The sequence below is a fragment of the Pseudomonas sp. PVC-3-1 genome, from assembly GCF_057444315.1.
Map to the genome: position 1 here is coordinate 1,946,930 of NZ_CM172023.1, position 15,888 is coordinate 1,962,817.

The 15,888-nt window shown below is 63.2% G+C and carries 15 protein-coding genes; 12 read left to right on the forward strand and 3 right to left on the reverse strand.

Annotation, left to right across the window (positions count from 1 at the left end; all coding sequences use genetic code 11):
- The first annotated feature begins 116 nt into the window (after positions 1–116).
- On the forward strand, positions 117–893 hold the full coding sequence (locus tag AC2T4A_RS08985; protein WP_416750118.1) for an FCD domain-containing protein: 777 nt from the start codon (positions 117–119) through the stop codon (positions 891–893).
- Positions 894–928: 35 nt separating this feature from the next.
- On the opposite strand, the gene smpB is transcribed toward AC2T4A_RS08985, so the two are convergent.
- Complete coding sequence (smpB, locus tag AC2T4A_RS08990) at positions 929–1,408, reverse strand: SsrA-binding protein SmpB (protein WP_017518965.1); 480 nt, start codon at positions 1,406–1,408, stop codon at positions 929–931.
- A gap of 176 nt (positions 1,409–1,584) precedes the next feature.
- Here smpB and AC2T4A_RS08995 point away from each other — a divergent pair, with 176 nt between their 5' ends.
- Both AC2T4A_RS08995 and AC2T4A_RS09000 read left to right on the forward strand, forming a co-directional pair.
- Positions 1,585–2,019, forward strand: coding sequence for a type II toxin-antitoxin system RatA family toxin (locus AC2T4A_RS08995; protein ID WP_416750117.1), 435 nt, complete (start codon positions 1,585–1,587; stop codon positions 2,017–2,019).
- A complete protein-coding gene (locus AC2T4A_RS09000) occupies positions 2,012–2,320 on the forward strand; it encodes an RnfH family protein (protein WP_486743134.1) in 309 nt (102 codons plus the stop codon). The genes AC2T4A_RS08995 and AC2T4A_RS09000 overlap by 8 nt, the downstream gene beginning before the upstream one ends.
- A gap of 89 nt (positions 2,321–2,409) precedes the next feature.
- Here AC2T4A_RS09000 and AC2T4A_RS09005 read toward each other — a convergent pair whose 3' ends face one another.
- A complete protein-coding gene (locus AC2T4A_RS09005) occupies positions 2,410–2,946 on the reverse strand; it encodes an outer membrane protein assembly factor BamE (RefSeq protein ID WP_486743135.1) in 537 nt (178 codons plus the stop codon).
- A 96-nt stretch (positions 2,947–3,042) separates the two neighbouring features.
- Between AC2T4A_RS09005 and fur the strand changes: the two genes are divergently transcribed.
- Positions 3,043–3,447, forward strand: coding sequence for a ferric iron uptake transcriptional regulator (fur, locus tag AC2T4A_RS09010; RefSeq protein WP_009613072.1), 405 nt, complete (start codon positions 3,043–3,045; stop codon positions 3,445–3,447).
- Positions 3,448–3,586: 139 nt separating this feature from the next.
- Here fur and recN read toward each other — a convergent pair whose 3' ends face one another.
- Complete coding sequence (recN, locus tag AC2T4A_RS09015) at positions 3,587–5,263, reverse strand: DNA repair protein RecN (RefSeq protein WP_486743136.1); 1,677 nt, start codon at positions 5,261–5,263, stop codon at positions 3,587–3,589.
- Between the two features lie 210 nt (positions 5,264–5,473).
- Here recN and grpE point away from each other — a divergent pair, with 210 nt between their 5' ends.
- From grpE to greA, 8 genes are all read left to right on the forward strand, one after another.
- Complete coding sequence (gene grpE / locus AC2T4A_RS09020; RefSeq protein WP_416750109.1) at positions 5,474–6,037, forward strand: nucleotide exchange factor GrpE; 564 nt, start codon at positions 5,474–5,476, stop codon at positions 6,035–6,037.
- A 90-nt stretch (positions 6,038–6,127) separates the two neighbouring features.
- Positions 6,128–8,044, forward strand: a complete 1,917-nt coding sequence (gene dnaK, locus AC2T4A_RS09025; protein WP_045216722.1) for a molecular chaperone DnaK — start codon at positions 6,128–6,130, stop codon at positions 8,042–8,044.
- A gap of 122 nt (positions 8,045–8,166) precedes the next feature.
- The gene (gene dnaJ / locus AC2T4A_RS09030) at positions 8,167–9,297 is read left to right on the forward strand and encodes a molecular chaperone DnaJ (protein ID WP_038803372.1); all 1,131 of its coding nucleotides are present in this window, start codon (positions 8,167–8,169) and stop codon (positions 9,295–9,297) included.
- A gap of 57 nt (positions 9,298–9,354) precedes the next feature.
- Positions 9,355–10,161 (forward strand): 4-hydroxy-tetrahydrodipicolinate reductase, encoded by an 807-nt coding sequence (gene dapB / locus AC2T4A_RS09035; RefSeq protein WP_413348048.1) that lies wholly within the window; start codon positions 9,355–9,357, stop codon positions 10,159–10,161.
- Between the two features lie 188 nt (positions 10,162–10,349).
- Positions 10,350–11,477 carry a glutamine-hydrolyzing carbamoyl-phosphate synthase small subunit gene (gene carA / locus AC2T4A_RS09040; protein WP_486743137.1) on the forward strand — a complete coding sequence of 376 codons (1,128 nt, stop codon included), beginning with the start codon at positions 10,350–10,352 and terminating at the stop codon, positions 11,475–11,477.
- A 37-nt stretch (positions 11,478–11,514) separates the two neighbouring features.
- Positions 11,515–12,168, forward strand: a complete 654-nt coding sequence (leuE, locus tag AC2T4A_RS09045; RefSeq protein ID WP_156160495.1) for a leucine efflux protein LeuE — start codon at positions 11,515–11,517, stop codon at positions 12,166–12,168.
- A gap of 19 nt (positions 12,169–12,187) precedes the next feature.
- Complete coding sequence (carB, locus tag AC2T4A_RS09050) at positions 12,188–15,409, forward strand: carbamoyl-phosphate synthase large subunit (RefSeq protein ID WP_169936501.1); 3,222 nt, start codon at positions 12,188–12,190, stop codon at positions 15,407–15,409.
- Positions 15,406–15,882 (forward strand): transcription elongation factor GreA, encoded by a 477-nt coding sequence (gene greA / locus AC2T4A_RS09055; protein WP_015478940.1) that lies wholly within the window; start codon positions 15,406–15,408, stop codon positions 15,880–15,882. Before carB ends, greA begins: the two co-directional genes overlap by 4 nt.
- Positions 15,883–15,888 lie beyond the last annotated feature (6 nt).

Sequence of the window (15,888 nt, forward strand, 5' to 3'; positions counted from 1 at the left end):
TTGTCGAGCCTGGTCGCAATGGCGTAGTGGTCTTGTTGCCGGCGGTGGCAGTGGTTAGGCTGCCGCGCCCTGCTCAGTAAGCGGGTTTTAGCGCGCTATCGAGGGAGTCCACGAAGATGAGTTTCGGTCAGGTCAAGCAGCGCCGTCTGTCGGACGATATCGTCGAGCGGCTGGAAGCGATGATCCTCGAGGGCACCCTCAAGGCTGGTGAGCGACTGCCCGCCGAGCGTGTGCTGGCCGAGCAGTTCGGTGTGTCGCGGCCGTCACTGCGCGAGGCGATCCAGAAGCTGGGGGCCAAGGGCCTGTTGCTCAGTCGCCAGGGCGGCGGCAACTACGTCAGCGAAGGGCTGGGTTCGATGTTCAGCGATCCCCTGCTGCACCTGCTGGAGAGCAACCCCGAGGCGCAGCGCGACTTGCTGGAGTTCCGCCACACCCTGGAAGGCTCCTGCGCCTATTACGCCGCGCTGCGCGCTACCGAGGTGGATCACCAGCGCCTGACGCAGGCGTTCGATACGCTGCAGGACTGTTACCAGCGCGTGGGCAAGGTCAGCCGCGCGGAAGAGGGGGCGGCGGACGCAGCCTTTCACCTGGCCATCGCCGAAGCCAGCCATAACGCTGTGCTGTTGCACACGATTCGTGGCCTGTTCGACCTGCTCAAGCGCAACGTGGTGACCAATATCGGCGGGATGTACGCGCAACGTGACGAAACCCGCGAGCAGCTGATGCGTCAGCACCGCGAGTTGTACGAGGCGATTATCGGCGGGCACGCGGAAGCGGCGCGGGAGATTTCCCAGCGGCATATCGACTACGTGCAGGAAGTGCTGGCCGAGGTGCAGGCGAAAGAGTTACGCCTGCAACGCGCACAGCGACGCCAGGGCGCAGTGGACGCCTGATCGGCAACGCGCCCCCGCAGGAGGGCGCGAAGGGTTCAGTCGTCCTTGCCGTGACGAATGGCGCGCTGGATTTCCCGGTCGGAGTCACGCTCCTTCTCGGTGCCGCGCTTGTCGTACTCTTTCTTGCCCTTGGCCAGTGCGATCTCGCACTTGATCAGGTGCTTCTTCCAGTACATCGACAACGCGACGCAGGCGTAGCCTTTCTGCTGCACGGCACCGAACAGCTTGCCCAGCTCACGCTTGTGTAGCAGCAGCTTGCGCGTGCGCACCGGGTCGGCGATGACGTGGGTGCTGGCAGTGGTCAGCGGCGTGATGTGGCTGCCCAGCAGCCAGGCTTCGCCATCCTTGAGCAGCACGTAGCTGTCCACCAGCTGCGCCTTGCCGGCGCGCAGGCTTTTCACTTCCCAGCCGGCCAGGGCGACGCCCGCCTCGAAGCGCTGCTCGATGAAGTAGTCGTGCAGAGCCTTCTTGTTCTGCGCGATGGTCCCCGAAGGGTGTTTCTTCTGTTTAGCCATAGGCCGCGCATTATAGGGAGTCGCTCGCCGCGCCGCTATCGGGACAGCATGCGACGGCATGCAAGCTTGAGGGTGCGTGGCTAATCTCGGAGAATGCGCGCTGTTTTTTTGATCAGAGGGCGCTGATGTTCGGTCAGATGCCGGTCAGATGCCCCACAACACAAAGCGAGACGTCTATGAGCACGCATATCCAGCGTTCGGCCCTGTTGCCCTATCCGGCGAAGGCGCTGTACGACCTGGTCAACGATGTGGCGCGCTACCCGGAGTTCCTGCCCTGGTGTTCTGCCTCCACGGTGCTGGAGGACAGTGAAACGGCCATGCGCGCCGAACTGACCGTGGCCAAGGGCAGCATCACCCAGCGTTTCACCACCCGCAACGTGCTGGTGCCCGGGCAGAGCATCGAGATGAATCTCGAGGAAGGTCCCTTCACTCAGCTGCATGGCGTGTGGACGTTCAAGGCCCTGGGCGACAAGGCCTGCAAGATTTCCCTCGATCTCACCTTCGACTATGCCGGCGCGTTGGTGAAGGCCACCCTCGGCCCGTTGTTCACCCAGGCGGCGAACACCATGGTTGACGCTTTCTGCCAGCGCGCCAAGCAGCTGCATGGCTGAATCCACGAGCATCGCCATCGAGGTCGTCTACGCGTTGCCGGAGAAGCAGGCGCTGCTGCGCCTGAGTGTCCCGCGCGGCACGCGGATGCGCGAGGCGGTGGTGCTGTCCGGCATCGCCGCGCAATTTCCCGGCCTGGATGTGCAGAGCTGCCCGCTGGGCATCTTCGGCAAGGCGGTGCTCAGGCCCGAGGAACGTGTGCTGGAAGAGGGCGAGCGGGTGGAGATTTACCGCCCGCTGATCGCTGATCCGAAGGAAGTGCGTAAGCAGCGGGCCGCGCGGGCCAAGGCGGCGCGCGGCTGATTCCGGTGCGATGCGTGATCCTCATGCGATGAAGGCACAGGCAACAAAAAGCCCGGCATAGGCCGGGCGTTTTCGTTGGAGCGAATCCCTTATTGCGGATTCTTGTCCAGAGGTTCCGGAGTCGGGATCGGTACGGTTTCCACCTGGTCGACTTCCTTCTGGATCTGCTCTTCCACGGAGCCGGGCTTGGCCGGTTCTTCCTTGGGTTGTTCGGGCTGCTGCTGCGGCGCTTCCGGGGCCAGCGGCGGGGCAACGCCGTCCTTGCCGAGGATCGACTCGTCGCGGCTGACGCCGGGCATGAAGTCGCCGTTGAGGCCGATCAGTTGATCGTTTGCGCCGAAGAACAGGCTCATCCGCTCCTGCTGGCGCTGACCGCCGCCGGGCTGGATGCTGTACAGATAGTCCCAGCGATTGGGGTGGAAGGTGTCCGCGATCAGGGGGTTGCCCATGATAAACCGCACTTGGCGCCGGGTCATTCCGGGCTTCAACTGGTCTATCATGTCCTGCGTTACAACGTTGCCCTGCTGGATATCGATCTTGTAGACCCCCGGGAACGAGCAACCGGCGAGTGCGGCGAGTCCCAGCCCGAAAGCGAGACTGGTCAGCATGAGCTTGGCGTTTTGCATCAAGGGGTGACTTCCACTATCTTGGCTGAGCGACGAAATCCCGATCATACCTGTATTGAGAGATGCTGCGAAGCATTCCGCGCCGAGAAAGCACACATGGTTGAAAATAGCGAACTGCGCAAAGCCGGACTGAAGGTCACACTGCCGCGCGTCAAGATCCTCCAGATGCTCGATTCCGCCGAGCAGCGCCACATGAGCGCAGAGGATGTTTACAAAGCGCTGATGGAGGCGGGTGAGGACGTTGGTCTGGCCACTGTCTACCGCGTCCTGACCCAGTTCGAAGCCGCCGGCCTGGTGGTGCGCCACAACTTCGATGGCGGCCATGCCGTCTTCGAACTGGCCGACAGCGGTCACCATGACCACATGGTCTGCGTCGATACCGGCGAAGTCATCGAGTTCATGGACTCGGAAATCGAGAAGCGCCAGAAGGAGATCGTCAAGGAGCGCGGCTTCGAGCTCGTCGATCACAATCTGGTGCTCTACGTGCGCAAGAAGAAATAAGCGTACGCAGATGCAAAGGCGGCGACCCTCGGGTCGCCGTTTTCGTTTGGGGCTTCCATGCAGGAGCGAGCTTGCTCGCGAACAAAATTCCCGGTTGCCTCAGGGCCAAGCAGTTCGCGAGCGAGCTCGCTCCTACAGGTCAGTTCTGGACTGCGGAATCGACCATCTTGCGAGCGTGGGCCAGGGATTCCTTGGTCAGGTCGACGCCGCCGAGCATGCGGGCGATTTCTTCGATGCGCTCGGACTTCTTCAGGTTGGCCACGGCGGTACGGGTTTCGCTGGTGTCGCGGTCCTTGTGGACGAACAGGTGCTGGTGTCCCTGTGCCGCGACTTGCGGCAAATGGGTGACCGTCAGCACCTGGCCGCGATCGCCCAGGCGGCGCAGCAGTTGGCCGACGACTTCGGCGGTGGGGCCGCCGATGCCGACGTCCACCTCGTCAAAGACCAGCGTGGGAGTGCGTGAGGTCTGCGCGGTGATCACCTGGATCGCCAGGCTGATGCGCGACAATTCGCCGCCCGAGGCAACCTTGGCCAGGCCCTTCAGTGGTTGGCCGGGGTTGGCGCTGACGAGGAATTCCAACTGTTCCAGACCATTCACCTGAGGCTCATCGGAAGTGGCGTCGCGCAGTTCGATGGCGAAGCGGCCCCCCGGCATCCCCAGTCGCTGCATCTCCACTTCCACGGCCTTGGCAAGTTGCGGTGCGGCGGTGCGACGAAGCTGGCTGAGCTCTGCGGCCTTCTCCTGGTAATGGCGGGCGTAGGCGGCGAGCTCCTCGCCCAGGCGGTCGACGGCTTCGTCGTCGGCGTTCAGCGCTTCGAGTTCGTCCAGCAGACGCTGCTGCAAATCCTGTAGTTCATGGGGCTGGACGCGGTGTTTGCGCGCGAGGCTATAGATGGTGTCCATCCGCTCTTCCAGTTGCTGAAGGCGCAGGGGGTCGGCGTCGAAGTGGTCGACGAAGCGGTTCAGTTCGCCGATGGCCTCTTCCACCTGGATTTGCGCGCTGGACAGCAGGTTCACCGCTTCGCCCAGCGCGGCGGGCTGGCTCTGGAAAGCGGTGAGGCGGTTGAGGCTGGAGGTCAGCGTCGACAGCACGTTGCCGGCATCGCTCTCGCTGCACAGTTCGACTACTTGGCGGCAGGCGGCGATCAGGCTGCCGGCATTGCTCTGAGTCTTGTGCTCGGCCTCCAGTGACTCCAGTTCGTTGTCGCCCAGGCCGAGGTTTTCCAGCTCTTCCAGCTGATAACTGAGCAACTGGTGGCGGGCGCGCTGCTCTTCGCCGTTGCGCGACAGGCGGTCCAGCTCCTGGCGGGTCTGCTTCCAGCGCTGCGCGGCAAGATGCACCTGGCGCGCCAGGTCCTGACTGCCGGCGTACTCGTCGAGCAGGCGGCGGTGGGTATCGGCCTTGAGCAGCGACTGATGCTCATGCTGGCTGTGGATATCGATCAGCAACTCGCCCAGGTGCTTGAGGTCGCCCAGCGGGCAGGGTGAGCCGTTGATGTAGGCGCGCGAACGGCCTTCGGCGGTGATCACTCGGCGCAGGATGCACGGCCCGTCCTGCTCCAGGTCGCGCTCGGCGAGCCAGTCGCGGGCTTCGGCAATCGCACTGACATCGAAGCTGGCGAGAATGTCTGCCTTGTCGGAGCCGGGGCGCACCACGCCGCTGTCGGCGCGGTCACCGAGGGCGAGGCCGAGGGCGTCGAGCATGATCGACTTGCCGGCGCCCGTCTCGCCGGTGATCACGGTCATGCCGGCGGCGAGCTCGAGATCGAGGTGCTCGACGATGGCGTAGTTGTGCACAGACAGGTGAACCAGCATGGGCGGCGGCTCCGTAGAAATGTCTGGTTATTTATACAGTATTTTCGGCCGCTGGCAATTCTCCTTCGTCGTCTGTGGGGTGCTTGATGTGGGTGCCTTGAGCTTGCCGCCCTTGAAGTCAAAAAAAGGCGCCCCATATAGTCGGCAGAGCCGCGGACCATTGGGTTCGCTTTGTTTTCAAAGGCTTATTTTCTTTTTTAGGAGAGTGGCATGTCTGACGAACAACAGACTCAGGATTCCCAGTTCAACGAGCAGCCGGAAACCGGCGCTACCGGGGACCTGAACGCCCGCGTGCTGGAGCTGGAAGAACAGGTCGCCGCGGCGAAGGATCAAAGCCTGCGTGCCGTCGCTGAATTGCAGAACGTCCGCCGCCGTGCCGAGCAGGACGTGGAGAAGGCGCACAAGTTCGCCCTGGAGAAATTCGCCGGCGACCTGCTGCCGATCGTCGATACCCTCGAGCGCGCGCTGGAGATGTCGAACCCGGAAGACGAAGCAATCAAGCCGATGCGCGAAGGCATCGAGCTGACGCTGAAGATGTTCCACGACACGCTGGCGCGCTACAACCTCGAGCCGGTCGACCCGCACGGCGAGCCGTTCAACCCCGAACACCACCAGGCCATGGCCATGGAAGAGAGCATCCGTCTCGAGCCGGGTAGCGTGGTCAAGGTGTTCCAGAAGGGTTACCTGCTCAACGGTCGCCTGCTGCGTCCGGCCATGGTCGTGGTCAGCAAGGCACCTGAACAAACTCCGCCTTCGATCGACGAGAAGGCTTGAAATCCACCACCCGGTCCCCATCTGGGTAATCAACCGAGCCAAAGACCCGCAACAGGGTCAGCGCGGAATCTAATTTCTGGAGAGTGAAATATGGGCAAAATCATTGGTATCGACCTGGGGACCACCAACTCCTGTGTGTCCATCCTGGAGAACGGTAACGTCAAGGTCATCGAGAACGCCGAAGGCGCTCGTACCACCCCGTCGATCATCGGCTACGCCAACGACGGCGAAATCCTGGTAGGTCAGCCGGCCAAGCGCCAGGCCGTGACCAACCCGACCAACACCCTGTACGCCGTGAAGCGCCTGATTGGCCGTCGCTTCGAAGAAGACGTCGTACAGAAAGACATCAAGATGGTGCCGTACAAGATCGTCAAGGCTGACAATGGCGACGCCTGGGTCGAGGCCAAGGGTCAGAAGATGGCTCCGCCGCAGGTCTCCGCTGAAGTCCTGAAAAAGATGAAGAAGACCGCCGAGGATTACCTGGGCGAGCCGGTCACCGAAGCGGTCATCACCGTTCCGGCCTACTTCAACGACAGCCAGCGTCAAGCCACCAAGGACGCCGGCCGTATCGCCGGTCTGGACGTCAAGCGCATCATCAACGAACCGACCGCGGCCGCGCTGGCCTACGGCCTGGACAAGGCCAAGGGCGACCACACCATCATCGTGTATGACCTGGGCGGCGGTACCTTCGACGTTTCCGTGATCGAGATCGCAGAAGTCGATGGCGAGCACCAGTTCGAAGTACTGGCCACCAACGGCGACACCTTCCTGGGTGGTGAAGACTTCGACCTGCGCCTGATCGATTACCTCGTCGAGGAATTCAAGAAAGAATCCGGCATGGACCTCAAGGGCGACCCGCTGGCCATGCAGCGCCTGAAGGAAGCGGCCGAAAAAGCCAAGATCGAGCTGTCCTCGACCCAGCAGACCGACGTCAACCTGCCGTACGTCACTGCTGACGCCTCCGGCCCGAAACACCTGAACGTCAAGGTTTCCCGCGCCAAGCTGGAATCCCTGGTGGAAGACCTGGTCACCCGTACCATCGAGCCGTGCCGCGTTGCGCTCAAGGACGCAGGCCTGGACGTGTCGAAGATCGACGAAGTGATCCTGGTCGGCGGCCAGACCCGCATGCCGCTGGTGCAGAAGACCGTTGCCGAGTTCTTCGGCAAGGAAGCGCGCAAGGACGTCAACCCGGACGAAGCCGTTGCCATGGGTGCTGCCATCCAGGGCGCCGTACTGGCCGGCGACGTGAAGGACGTGCTGCTGCTCGACGTCACCCCGCTGACCCTGGGTATCGAAACCCTCGGTGGCGTGATGACCGCGCTGATCGACAAGAACACCACCATCCCGACCAAGAAGTCGCAGGTGTTCTCCACTGCCGATGACAACCAGGGCGCCGTGACCATCCACGTTCTGCAGGGCGAGCGCAAGCAAGCCGGCCAGAACAAGTCGCTGGGCAAGTTCGACCTGGCCGACATCCCGCCGGCTCCGCGCGGTGTGCCGCAGATCGAAGTGACCTTCGACATCGACGCCAACGGCATCCTGCATGTGGGCGCCAAGGACAAGGCCACCGGCAAGCAGCAGTCCATCGTGATCAAGGCCTCTTCCGGTCTGTCCGAGGACGAGATCCAGCAGATGGTCCGCGACGCCGAAGCGAATGCCGAGGAAGACCGCAAGTTCGAGGAGTTGGCCGCAGCCCGCAACCAGGGCGACGCGCTGGTTCACGCCACTCGCAAGATGGTCACCGAGGCTGGCGACAAGGCCACTGCCGAGGAGAAGGCTGCCATCGAGAAAGCTCTCGGCGAGCTGGAAGTTGCCGTGAAAGGCGACGACAAGGCCGAGATCGAAGCGAAGATGAACGCGCTGTCCCAGGCGTCCACCCCGCTGGCGCAGAAGATGTACGCCGAACAGCCGCAGCCGGGTGCTGCCGCTCAGGGCGAGGCCGCTGACGACAAGGCTGGCGACGATGTCGTCGACGCCGAGTTCGAAGAGGTCAAGGAGAACAAGTAAGCCGCGTGCTTGCTTCCGCTCCGGCGCACCGACCAGCGTGTCGGTGCGCATGAAACGTCACGCGGGGGCTTGCTCCCGCGTTGGCGTGTCTGGGGGAACGGTTTTTAGAGTGCAGGAAAGTTATGGCCAAACGTGATTTTTACGAGGTACTGGGTGTCGAGCGCGGCGCCAGCGAAGCGGACCTGAAGAAGGCCTATCGCCGGCTCGCCATGAAGTTCCACCCGGACCGCAATCCCGGCGACAAGGAGGCCGAGGATAAATTCAAGGAGGCCAACGAGGCGTACGAGGTCCTGTCCGACGCCAGCAAGCGCGCGGCCTACGACCAGTACGGCCATGCCGGCGTCGACCCGCAGATGGGTGGCGGCGGTGCCGGCTTCGGCGGCGCGAGCTTCTCGGACATCTTCGGCGATGTCTTCAGTGATTTCTTCGGTGGCGGCGGCGGTCGCGGCGGTTCCCGTGGCGGCCCGGCCCGTGGCGCGGACCTGCGCTACACCCTCGATCTCGACCTGGAAGACGCAGTTCGCGGCACCACCGTGACCATTCGCGTTCCCACCCTGGTCGGCTGCAAGACCTGCAGCGGCAGCGGCGCCAAGCCCGGCACCACGCCGGTCACCTGTACCACTTGCGGTGGTATCGGCCAGGTGCGCATGCAGCAGGGCTTCTTCTCGGTGCAGCAGACCTGCCCGCGTTGCCATGGCAGCGGCAAGATGATCACCGACCCCTGTGGTTCCTGCCATGGCCAGGGCCGGGTGGAAGAGCACAAGACCCTGTCGGTGAAAGTGCCGGCCGGCGTCGATACTGGTGACCGCATCCGTCTGACCGGCGAAGGCGAGGCCGGCGCCCATGGTGGCCCGGCGGGCGACCTTTACGTAGTGGTGAACGTGCGCGAGCACGATATCTTCCAGCGCGACGGCAAGCACCTGTACTGCGAGGTACCGATCAGCTTCGCCGATGCCGCCCTGGGTGGCGAGCTGGAAGTGCCGACCCTGGATGGCCGCGTGAAGCTGAAGATTCCCGAGGGTACCCAGACCGGCAAGCTGTTCCGCCTGCGCGGCAAGGGCGTTGCCCCGGTGCGCGGCGGCGGTGCTGGCGACCTGATGTGTCGCGTGGTCGTGGAGACGCCCGTGCAACTGGACAAGCGTCAACGCGAACTCCTTGAAGAGTTCCGCGGTACCCTGCAGGGCAACTCTTCCAATTCGCCCAAGGCCAGTGGCTGGTTCGAGGGCATGAAGCGCTTCTTCGACGATCTATGATGCAGGGCCCCGGCGATGCGAGTCGTCCGGGGCTTTTTTAGCTGGGAGCTGTTTTATATGCGACGTATAGCCGTAATGGGCGCCGCCGGGCGCATGGGCAAGACCCTGATTGAAGCTGTCCAGCAGACCAATGGCAGCGCAGGCCTGACGGCGGCGGTCGACCGCCCGGACAGCACGCTGGTGGGCGCTGACGCGGGCGAACTGGCCGGCCTGGGTCGTATCGGCGTGCCGCTGTCGGGCGACCTGGCCAAGGTGGTCGACGAGTTCGACGTGCTGATCGACTTCACCCACCCGACCGTGACCCTGAAGAACCTGGAAGTCTGCCGTAAGGCCGGCAAGGCCATGGTTATTGGCACCACCGGCTTCTCCGCGGCGGAGAAGGAACTGCTGAACGAAGCGGCGAAGGATATTCCGATCGTCTTCGCGGCCAACTACAGCGTCGGCGTGAACCTCTGCCTGAAGCTGCTCGACACCGCTGCCCGCGTTCTGGGTGACGACGTGGATATCGAGATCCTCGAGGCGCACCACCGCCACAAGGTCGACGCGCCGTCCGGCACCGCGCTACGCATGGGTGAAGTGGTGGCCAATGCGCTGGGTCGTGATCTGGAGAAAGTGGCTGTGTACGGTCGTGAAGGCCAGACCGGCGCCCGTCCGCGCGAGACCATCGGCTTCGCCACCGTGCGTGCTGGCGATGTAGTGGGCGATCACACTGTGTTGTTCGCTGCTGATGGCGAGCGCGTGGAGATCACTCACAAGGCCTCGAGCCGCATGACCTTCGCTCGCGGTGCCGTGCGTGCGGCACAGTGGCTGGAAGGGCAGGCCAACGGCCTGTACGACATGCAGGACGTGCTCGGCCTTCGCTGAGTGGTATGGCCATACGTCGTGCAAAAGGTGGACCATGATGTCGCATTTCTGTAAACTACAGCTTTAGTGTGTCCACTAAAAGCAGCGCAGCATGAATCACATAAAAAGCGGGATGACTTCTTCTGATGTCATCCCGCTTTTTTACAATCTGCGCACGCCCAGCCAGGCTTGAACTACGGGAGGTCTTCTTGACTAAGCCAGCCATACTTGCACTTGCCGACGGCAGCGTTTTTCGCGGTGAAGCCATCGGCGCCGACGGCCAGACCGTCGGAGAGGTGGTGTTCAACACCGCCATGACCGGCTACCAGGAAATCCTTACCGATCCTTCCTACGCCCAACAGATCGTCACCCTGACCTACCCGCACATCGGCAACACCGGCACCACGCCGGAAGATGCCGAGTCGAACAAGGTCTGGGCCGCCGGCCTGATCATTCGTGACCTGCCGCTGCTGTCCAGCAGCTGGCGCGACAAGCAGTCCCTGCCGGACTACCTGAAAGAGAACGGCACCGTTGCCATCGCTGGCATCGACACCCGTCGCCTGACTCGCATCCTGCGCGAAAAGGGTTCGCAGAACGGCTGCATCCTGGCTGGCGACGACGCCACCGAGGAAAAAGCTCTCGAACTGGCGCGCGGCTTCCCGGGCCTGAAAGGCATGGACTTGGCTAAAGTCGTGTCCTCCACCGAGAAGTACGAGTGGCGCTCCAGCGTCTGGAACCTGGAAACCGACAGCCATCCGGAAATCGCCGCCGCTGACCTGCCGTACCATGTAGTCGCCTATGACTTCGGCGTGAAGCTGAACATCCTGCGCATGCTGGTCGCCCGTGGTTGCCGCCTGACCGTCGTGCCGGCGCAGACACCGGCCAGCGAAGTGCTCGCCCTGAACCCGGACGGCATCTTCCTCTCCAACGGCCCAGGCGACCCCGAGCCGTGCGACTACGCCATCCAGGCCATCCGCGAGTTCCTCGACACCGAGACGCCGATCTTCGGCATCTGCCTGGGGCACCAACTGCTGGCTCTGGCTTCCGGCGCCAAGACTGTGAAGATGGGCCACGGCCACCATGGCGCCAACCACCCGGTGCAGGACCTGGATTCCGGCGTGGTGATGATCACCAGCCAGAACCACGGTTTCGCCGTGGACGAGGCGAGCATGCCGGCCAACCTGCGCGCTACCCACAAGTCGCTGTTTGACGGCACCCTGCAGGGCGTCGAGCGCACCGACAAAGTGGCCTTCAGCTTCCAGGGTCACCCGGAAGCCAGCCCTGGCCCGCACGACGTGGCTCCGCTGTTCGACCGCTTCATCGCGGCGATGGCCTAGCGCCGCTGAGACTGAGCCCGAAGAGGGAAAGAAGATGATGCCGACCCTGGGAATCACCGACCTCTGGACCTACGTCCTGGGTACATTGTTCATCGTCCTGCTGCCGGGGCCGAACTCGCTGTTCGTCCTTGCCACCGCCGCCCAGCGCGGCGTGGCTTCGGGCTATCGGGCGGCGAGCGCGGTGTTCCTCGGTGATGCGATCCTGATGTTCCTGTCGGCACTGGGTATCGCCTCGGTCCTCAAGGCCGAGCCGATGCTGTTCCTGGGACTGAAGTATGTCGGCGCCGCGTACCTGTTCTATTTAGGGTTAGGCATGCTCCGCGGTGGCTGGCAGAAGCTGCGCCACCCGCTGGAAGCGGCCGCCGCACCGGCGAAGGAAGTGGACGTCAACCAGCCGTTCCGCAAGGCGCTGCTGCTGAGCCTGTCCAATCCCAAGGCGATCCTCTTCTTCATCTCCTTCTTCATTCAGTTCGTCGACCCGGGCTACGCCTACCCCGGCCTGTCGTTCCTGGTACTGGGCACGATCCTCGAGATCATCAGCGCCCTGTACCTGAGCTTCCTGATTTTCTCCGGTGTGCGTCTGGCGGCCTGGTTCCGTCGGCGGCAACGGCTGGCTGCCGGCGCCTCGAGTGGCGTCGGCGCCCTGTTCGTCGGCTTTGGCGTGAAGCTGGCCAGCGCAACCCTTTCCTGAATATTGCAACGAGAGTCCCATGCCCAAGCGTACAGACATCAAGAGCATCCTGATCCTCGGCGCCGGCCCGATCGTCATCGGCCAGGCCTGTGAGTTCGACTACTCCGGCGCGCAGGCCTGCAAGGCCCTGAAGGAAGAAGGCTTCCGTGTCATCCTGGTGAACTCCAACCCGGCCACCATCATGACCGACCCGGCCATGGCCGATGCCACCTACATCGAGCCGATCAAGTGGCAGACCGTCGCCAAGATCATCGAGAAGGAGCGCCCTGACGCGCTGCTGCCGACCATGGGTGGCCAGACCGCTCTGAACTGCGCCCTGGATCTGGAGCGCCACGGCGTGCTCGAGCAGTTCGGCGTGGAAATGATCGGCGCCAACGCCGACACCATCGACAAGGCCGAAGATCGTTCGCGCTTTGACAAGGCCATGCGCGACATCGGCCTGGCCTGCCCGCGCTCGGGCATCGCGCACACCATGGAAGAAGCCTACGGCGTACTGGAGAAGGTCAACTTCCCGTGCATCATCCGTCCGTCCTTCACCATGGGTGGCACCGGCGGCGGCATCGCCTACAACCGCGAAGAATTCGAAGAAATCTGCACCCGTGGCCTGGACCTGTCGCCGACCAACGAGCTGCTGATCGACGAATCGCTGATCGGCTGGAAGGAATACGAGATGGAGGTTGTCCGCGACAAGAAGGACAACTGCATCATCGTCTGCGCCATCGAGAACTTCGACCCGATGGGCGTGCACACCGGTGACTCGATCACCGTAGCGCCGGCGCAGACCCTGACCGACAAGGAATACCAGATCATGCGCAACGCCTCGCTGGCGGTGCTGCGTGAGATCGGCGTGGAAACCGGCGGTTCCAACGTGCAGTTCGGCATCTGCCCGAACACCGGTCGCATGGTCGTGATCGAGATGAACCCGCGTGTATCGCGCTCCTCGGCGCTGGCTTCCAAGGCCACCGGCTTCCCGATCGCCAAGATCGCCGCCAAGCTGGCCGTCGGCTATACCCTCGACGAACTGCAGAACGACATCACCGGCGGCCGTACCCCGGCGTCCTTCGAGCCGGCGATCGACTACGTCGTCACCAAGATCCCGCGTTTCGCCTTCGAGAAATTCCCGAAAGCCGACGCCCGCCTGACCACCCAGATGAAATCCGTGGGTGAAGTCATGGCCATCGGCCGTACCTTCCAGGAGTCCGTGCAGAAAGCCCTGCGCGGCCTGGAAGTCGGCGCCACCGGTTTCGATCCCAAGCTCGACCTGAGCAACCCGGAAGCCGAGAGCATCCTCAAGCGCGAACTGACCGTGCCCAATGCCGACCGCATCTGGTACGTCGCCGACGCCTTCCGCGCCGGCAAGAGCATCGCCGAAGTCTTTGACCTGACCCGCATTGACGAGTGGTTCCTGGTGCAGATCGAAGACCTGATCAAGGACGAAGAGCGCGTCAAGACCCTGGGTCTGTCCGCGATCGATCGTGACCTGATGCTCAAGCTCAAGCGCAAGGGCTTCTCCGATGCCCGCCTGGCCACCCTGCTGGGTGTGACCGAGAAGAACCTGCGCAATCATCGCCACAAGCTCAAGGTGCTGCCGGTCTACAAGCGCGTCGACACCTGCGCCGCAGAGTTCGCCACCGACACCGCCTACATGTACTCGACCTACGAGGAAGAGTGCGAAGCCAATCCGTCGACTCGCGACAAGATCATGATCCTGGGCGGCGGTCCGAACCGTATCGGCCAGGGCATCGAGTTCGACTACTGCTGCGTACATGCCGCGCTGGCCATGCGTGAAGACGGTTACGAGACCATCATGGTCAACTGCAACCCGGAGACCGTCTCCACCGACTACGACACGTCCGACCGCCTGTACTTCGAGCCGGTAACCCTGGAAGACGTGCTGGAAATCGTCCGCGTCGAGCAGCCCAAGGGCGTCATCGTGCAGTACGGCGGCCAGACTCCGCTGAAACTCTGCCGTGCCCTGGAAGAAGCCGGCGTGCCGATCATCGGCACCAGCCCGGACGCCATCGACCGCGCCGAAGACCGCGAGCGCTTCCAGCAGATGGTCCAGCGCCTGAACCTGCGCCAGCCGGCCAACGCCACCGCGCGCAGTGAAGACCAGGCTCTGGAGCTGTCGAAGAACATCGGCTACCCGATGGTGGTTCGCCCGTCCTATGTACTGGGCGGCCGTGCGATGGAAATCGTCTACCAGGAAGAAGAGCTCAAGCGCTACATGCGCGAAGCCGTGAAGGTTTCCAACGACAGCCCGGTGCTGCTGGACCGCTTCCTGAACTGCGCCATCGAAGTCGACATCGATGCGGTGTGCGACGGCGAGACCGTGGTGATCGGCGCGATCATGCAGCACATCGAACAGGCTGGCGTGCACTCCGGTGACTCCGCCTGCTCGCTGCCGCCTTACTCGCTGCCGCAGCACATCCAGGACGAGATCCGCGAGCAGGTCAAGAAGATGGCCCTGGAGCTCGGCGTGGTCGGCCTGATGAACGTGCAGATGGCCGTTCAGGGTGAAGACATCTACGTGATCGAGGTGAACCCGCGCGCGTCCCGTACCGTACCGTTCGTCTCCAAGTGCATCGGCGAGTCGCTGGCGAAAGTGGCGGCCCGCGTCATGGCTGGCAAGTCCCTGGCCGAAGTCGGCTTCACCCAGGAGGTGATCCCGCCGTACTATAGCGTCAAGGAAGCGGTGTTCCCGTTCGCCAAGTTCCCCGGCGTCGACCCGATCCTCGGCCCAGAGATGAAGTCCACTGGCGAGGTGATGGGTGTCGGTGACAGCTTCGGTGAGGCATTCGCCAAGGCCCAGTTGGGCGCCAGCGAAATCCTGCCGAACGCCGGTTGCGCCTTCATCAGCGTCCGCGAGGACGACAAGCCGCAAGCCGTCCAGGTCGCCCGCGATCTGGTCGCGCTGGGCTTCGAAGTGGTTGCCACTGCCGGCACCGCCAAGGTGATCGAGGCTGCCGGCCTGCCGGTGCGTCGTGTGAACAAGGTGACCGAGGGTCGTCCTCACGTGGTCGACATGATCAAGAATGACGAAGTCACCCTGATCATCAACACCACCGAGGGTCGCCAGTCCATCGCTGACTCGTACTCCATCCGTCGAAACGCCCTGCAGCACAAGATCTACTGCACCACCACCATCGCGGCGGGTCAGGCGATCTGTGAGGCGCTCAAGTTCGGTCCCGAGAAGACCGTTCGCCGTCTGCAGGATCTCCATGCAGGAATCAACGCATGAGCAAATTTCCAATGACCGTCCAGGGCGCTCGCGCCCTGGAAGAAGAACTGAAACACCTGAAGACCGTTCTGCGCCCGCAGATCACCCAGGCCATTGCCGAAGCGCGTGAGCTGGGCGATCTGAAGGAAAACGCCGAGTACCACGCTGCTCGTGAACAGCAGGGCATGTCCGAAGCTCGCATCCGCGACATCGAGGCCAAGCTGTCCAACGCGCAGATCATCGACGTGACCACCATTCCGCACAGCGGCAAGGTGATCTTCGGTACTACTGTGGACATCGCCAACGTCGAGACCGACGAGACGGTGACCTACCAGATCGTCGGCGACGACGAGGCGGACATCAAGAACAGCAAGATCTCGGTCAACTCGCCGATCGCCCGTGCGCTGATCGGCAAGACCGAAGGCGACGCTGTTCTGGTGAAGACCCCGGGTGGCGACGTCGAGTACGAGATCGTTGAAGTCCGCCACGCCTGATCGGCA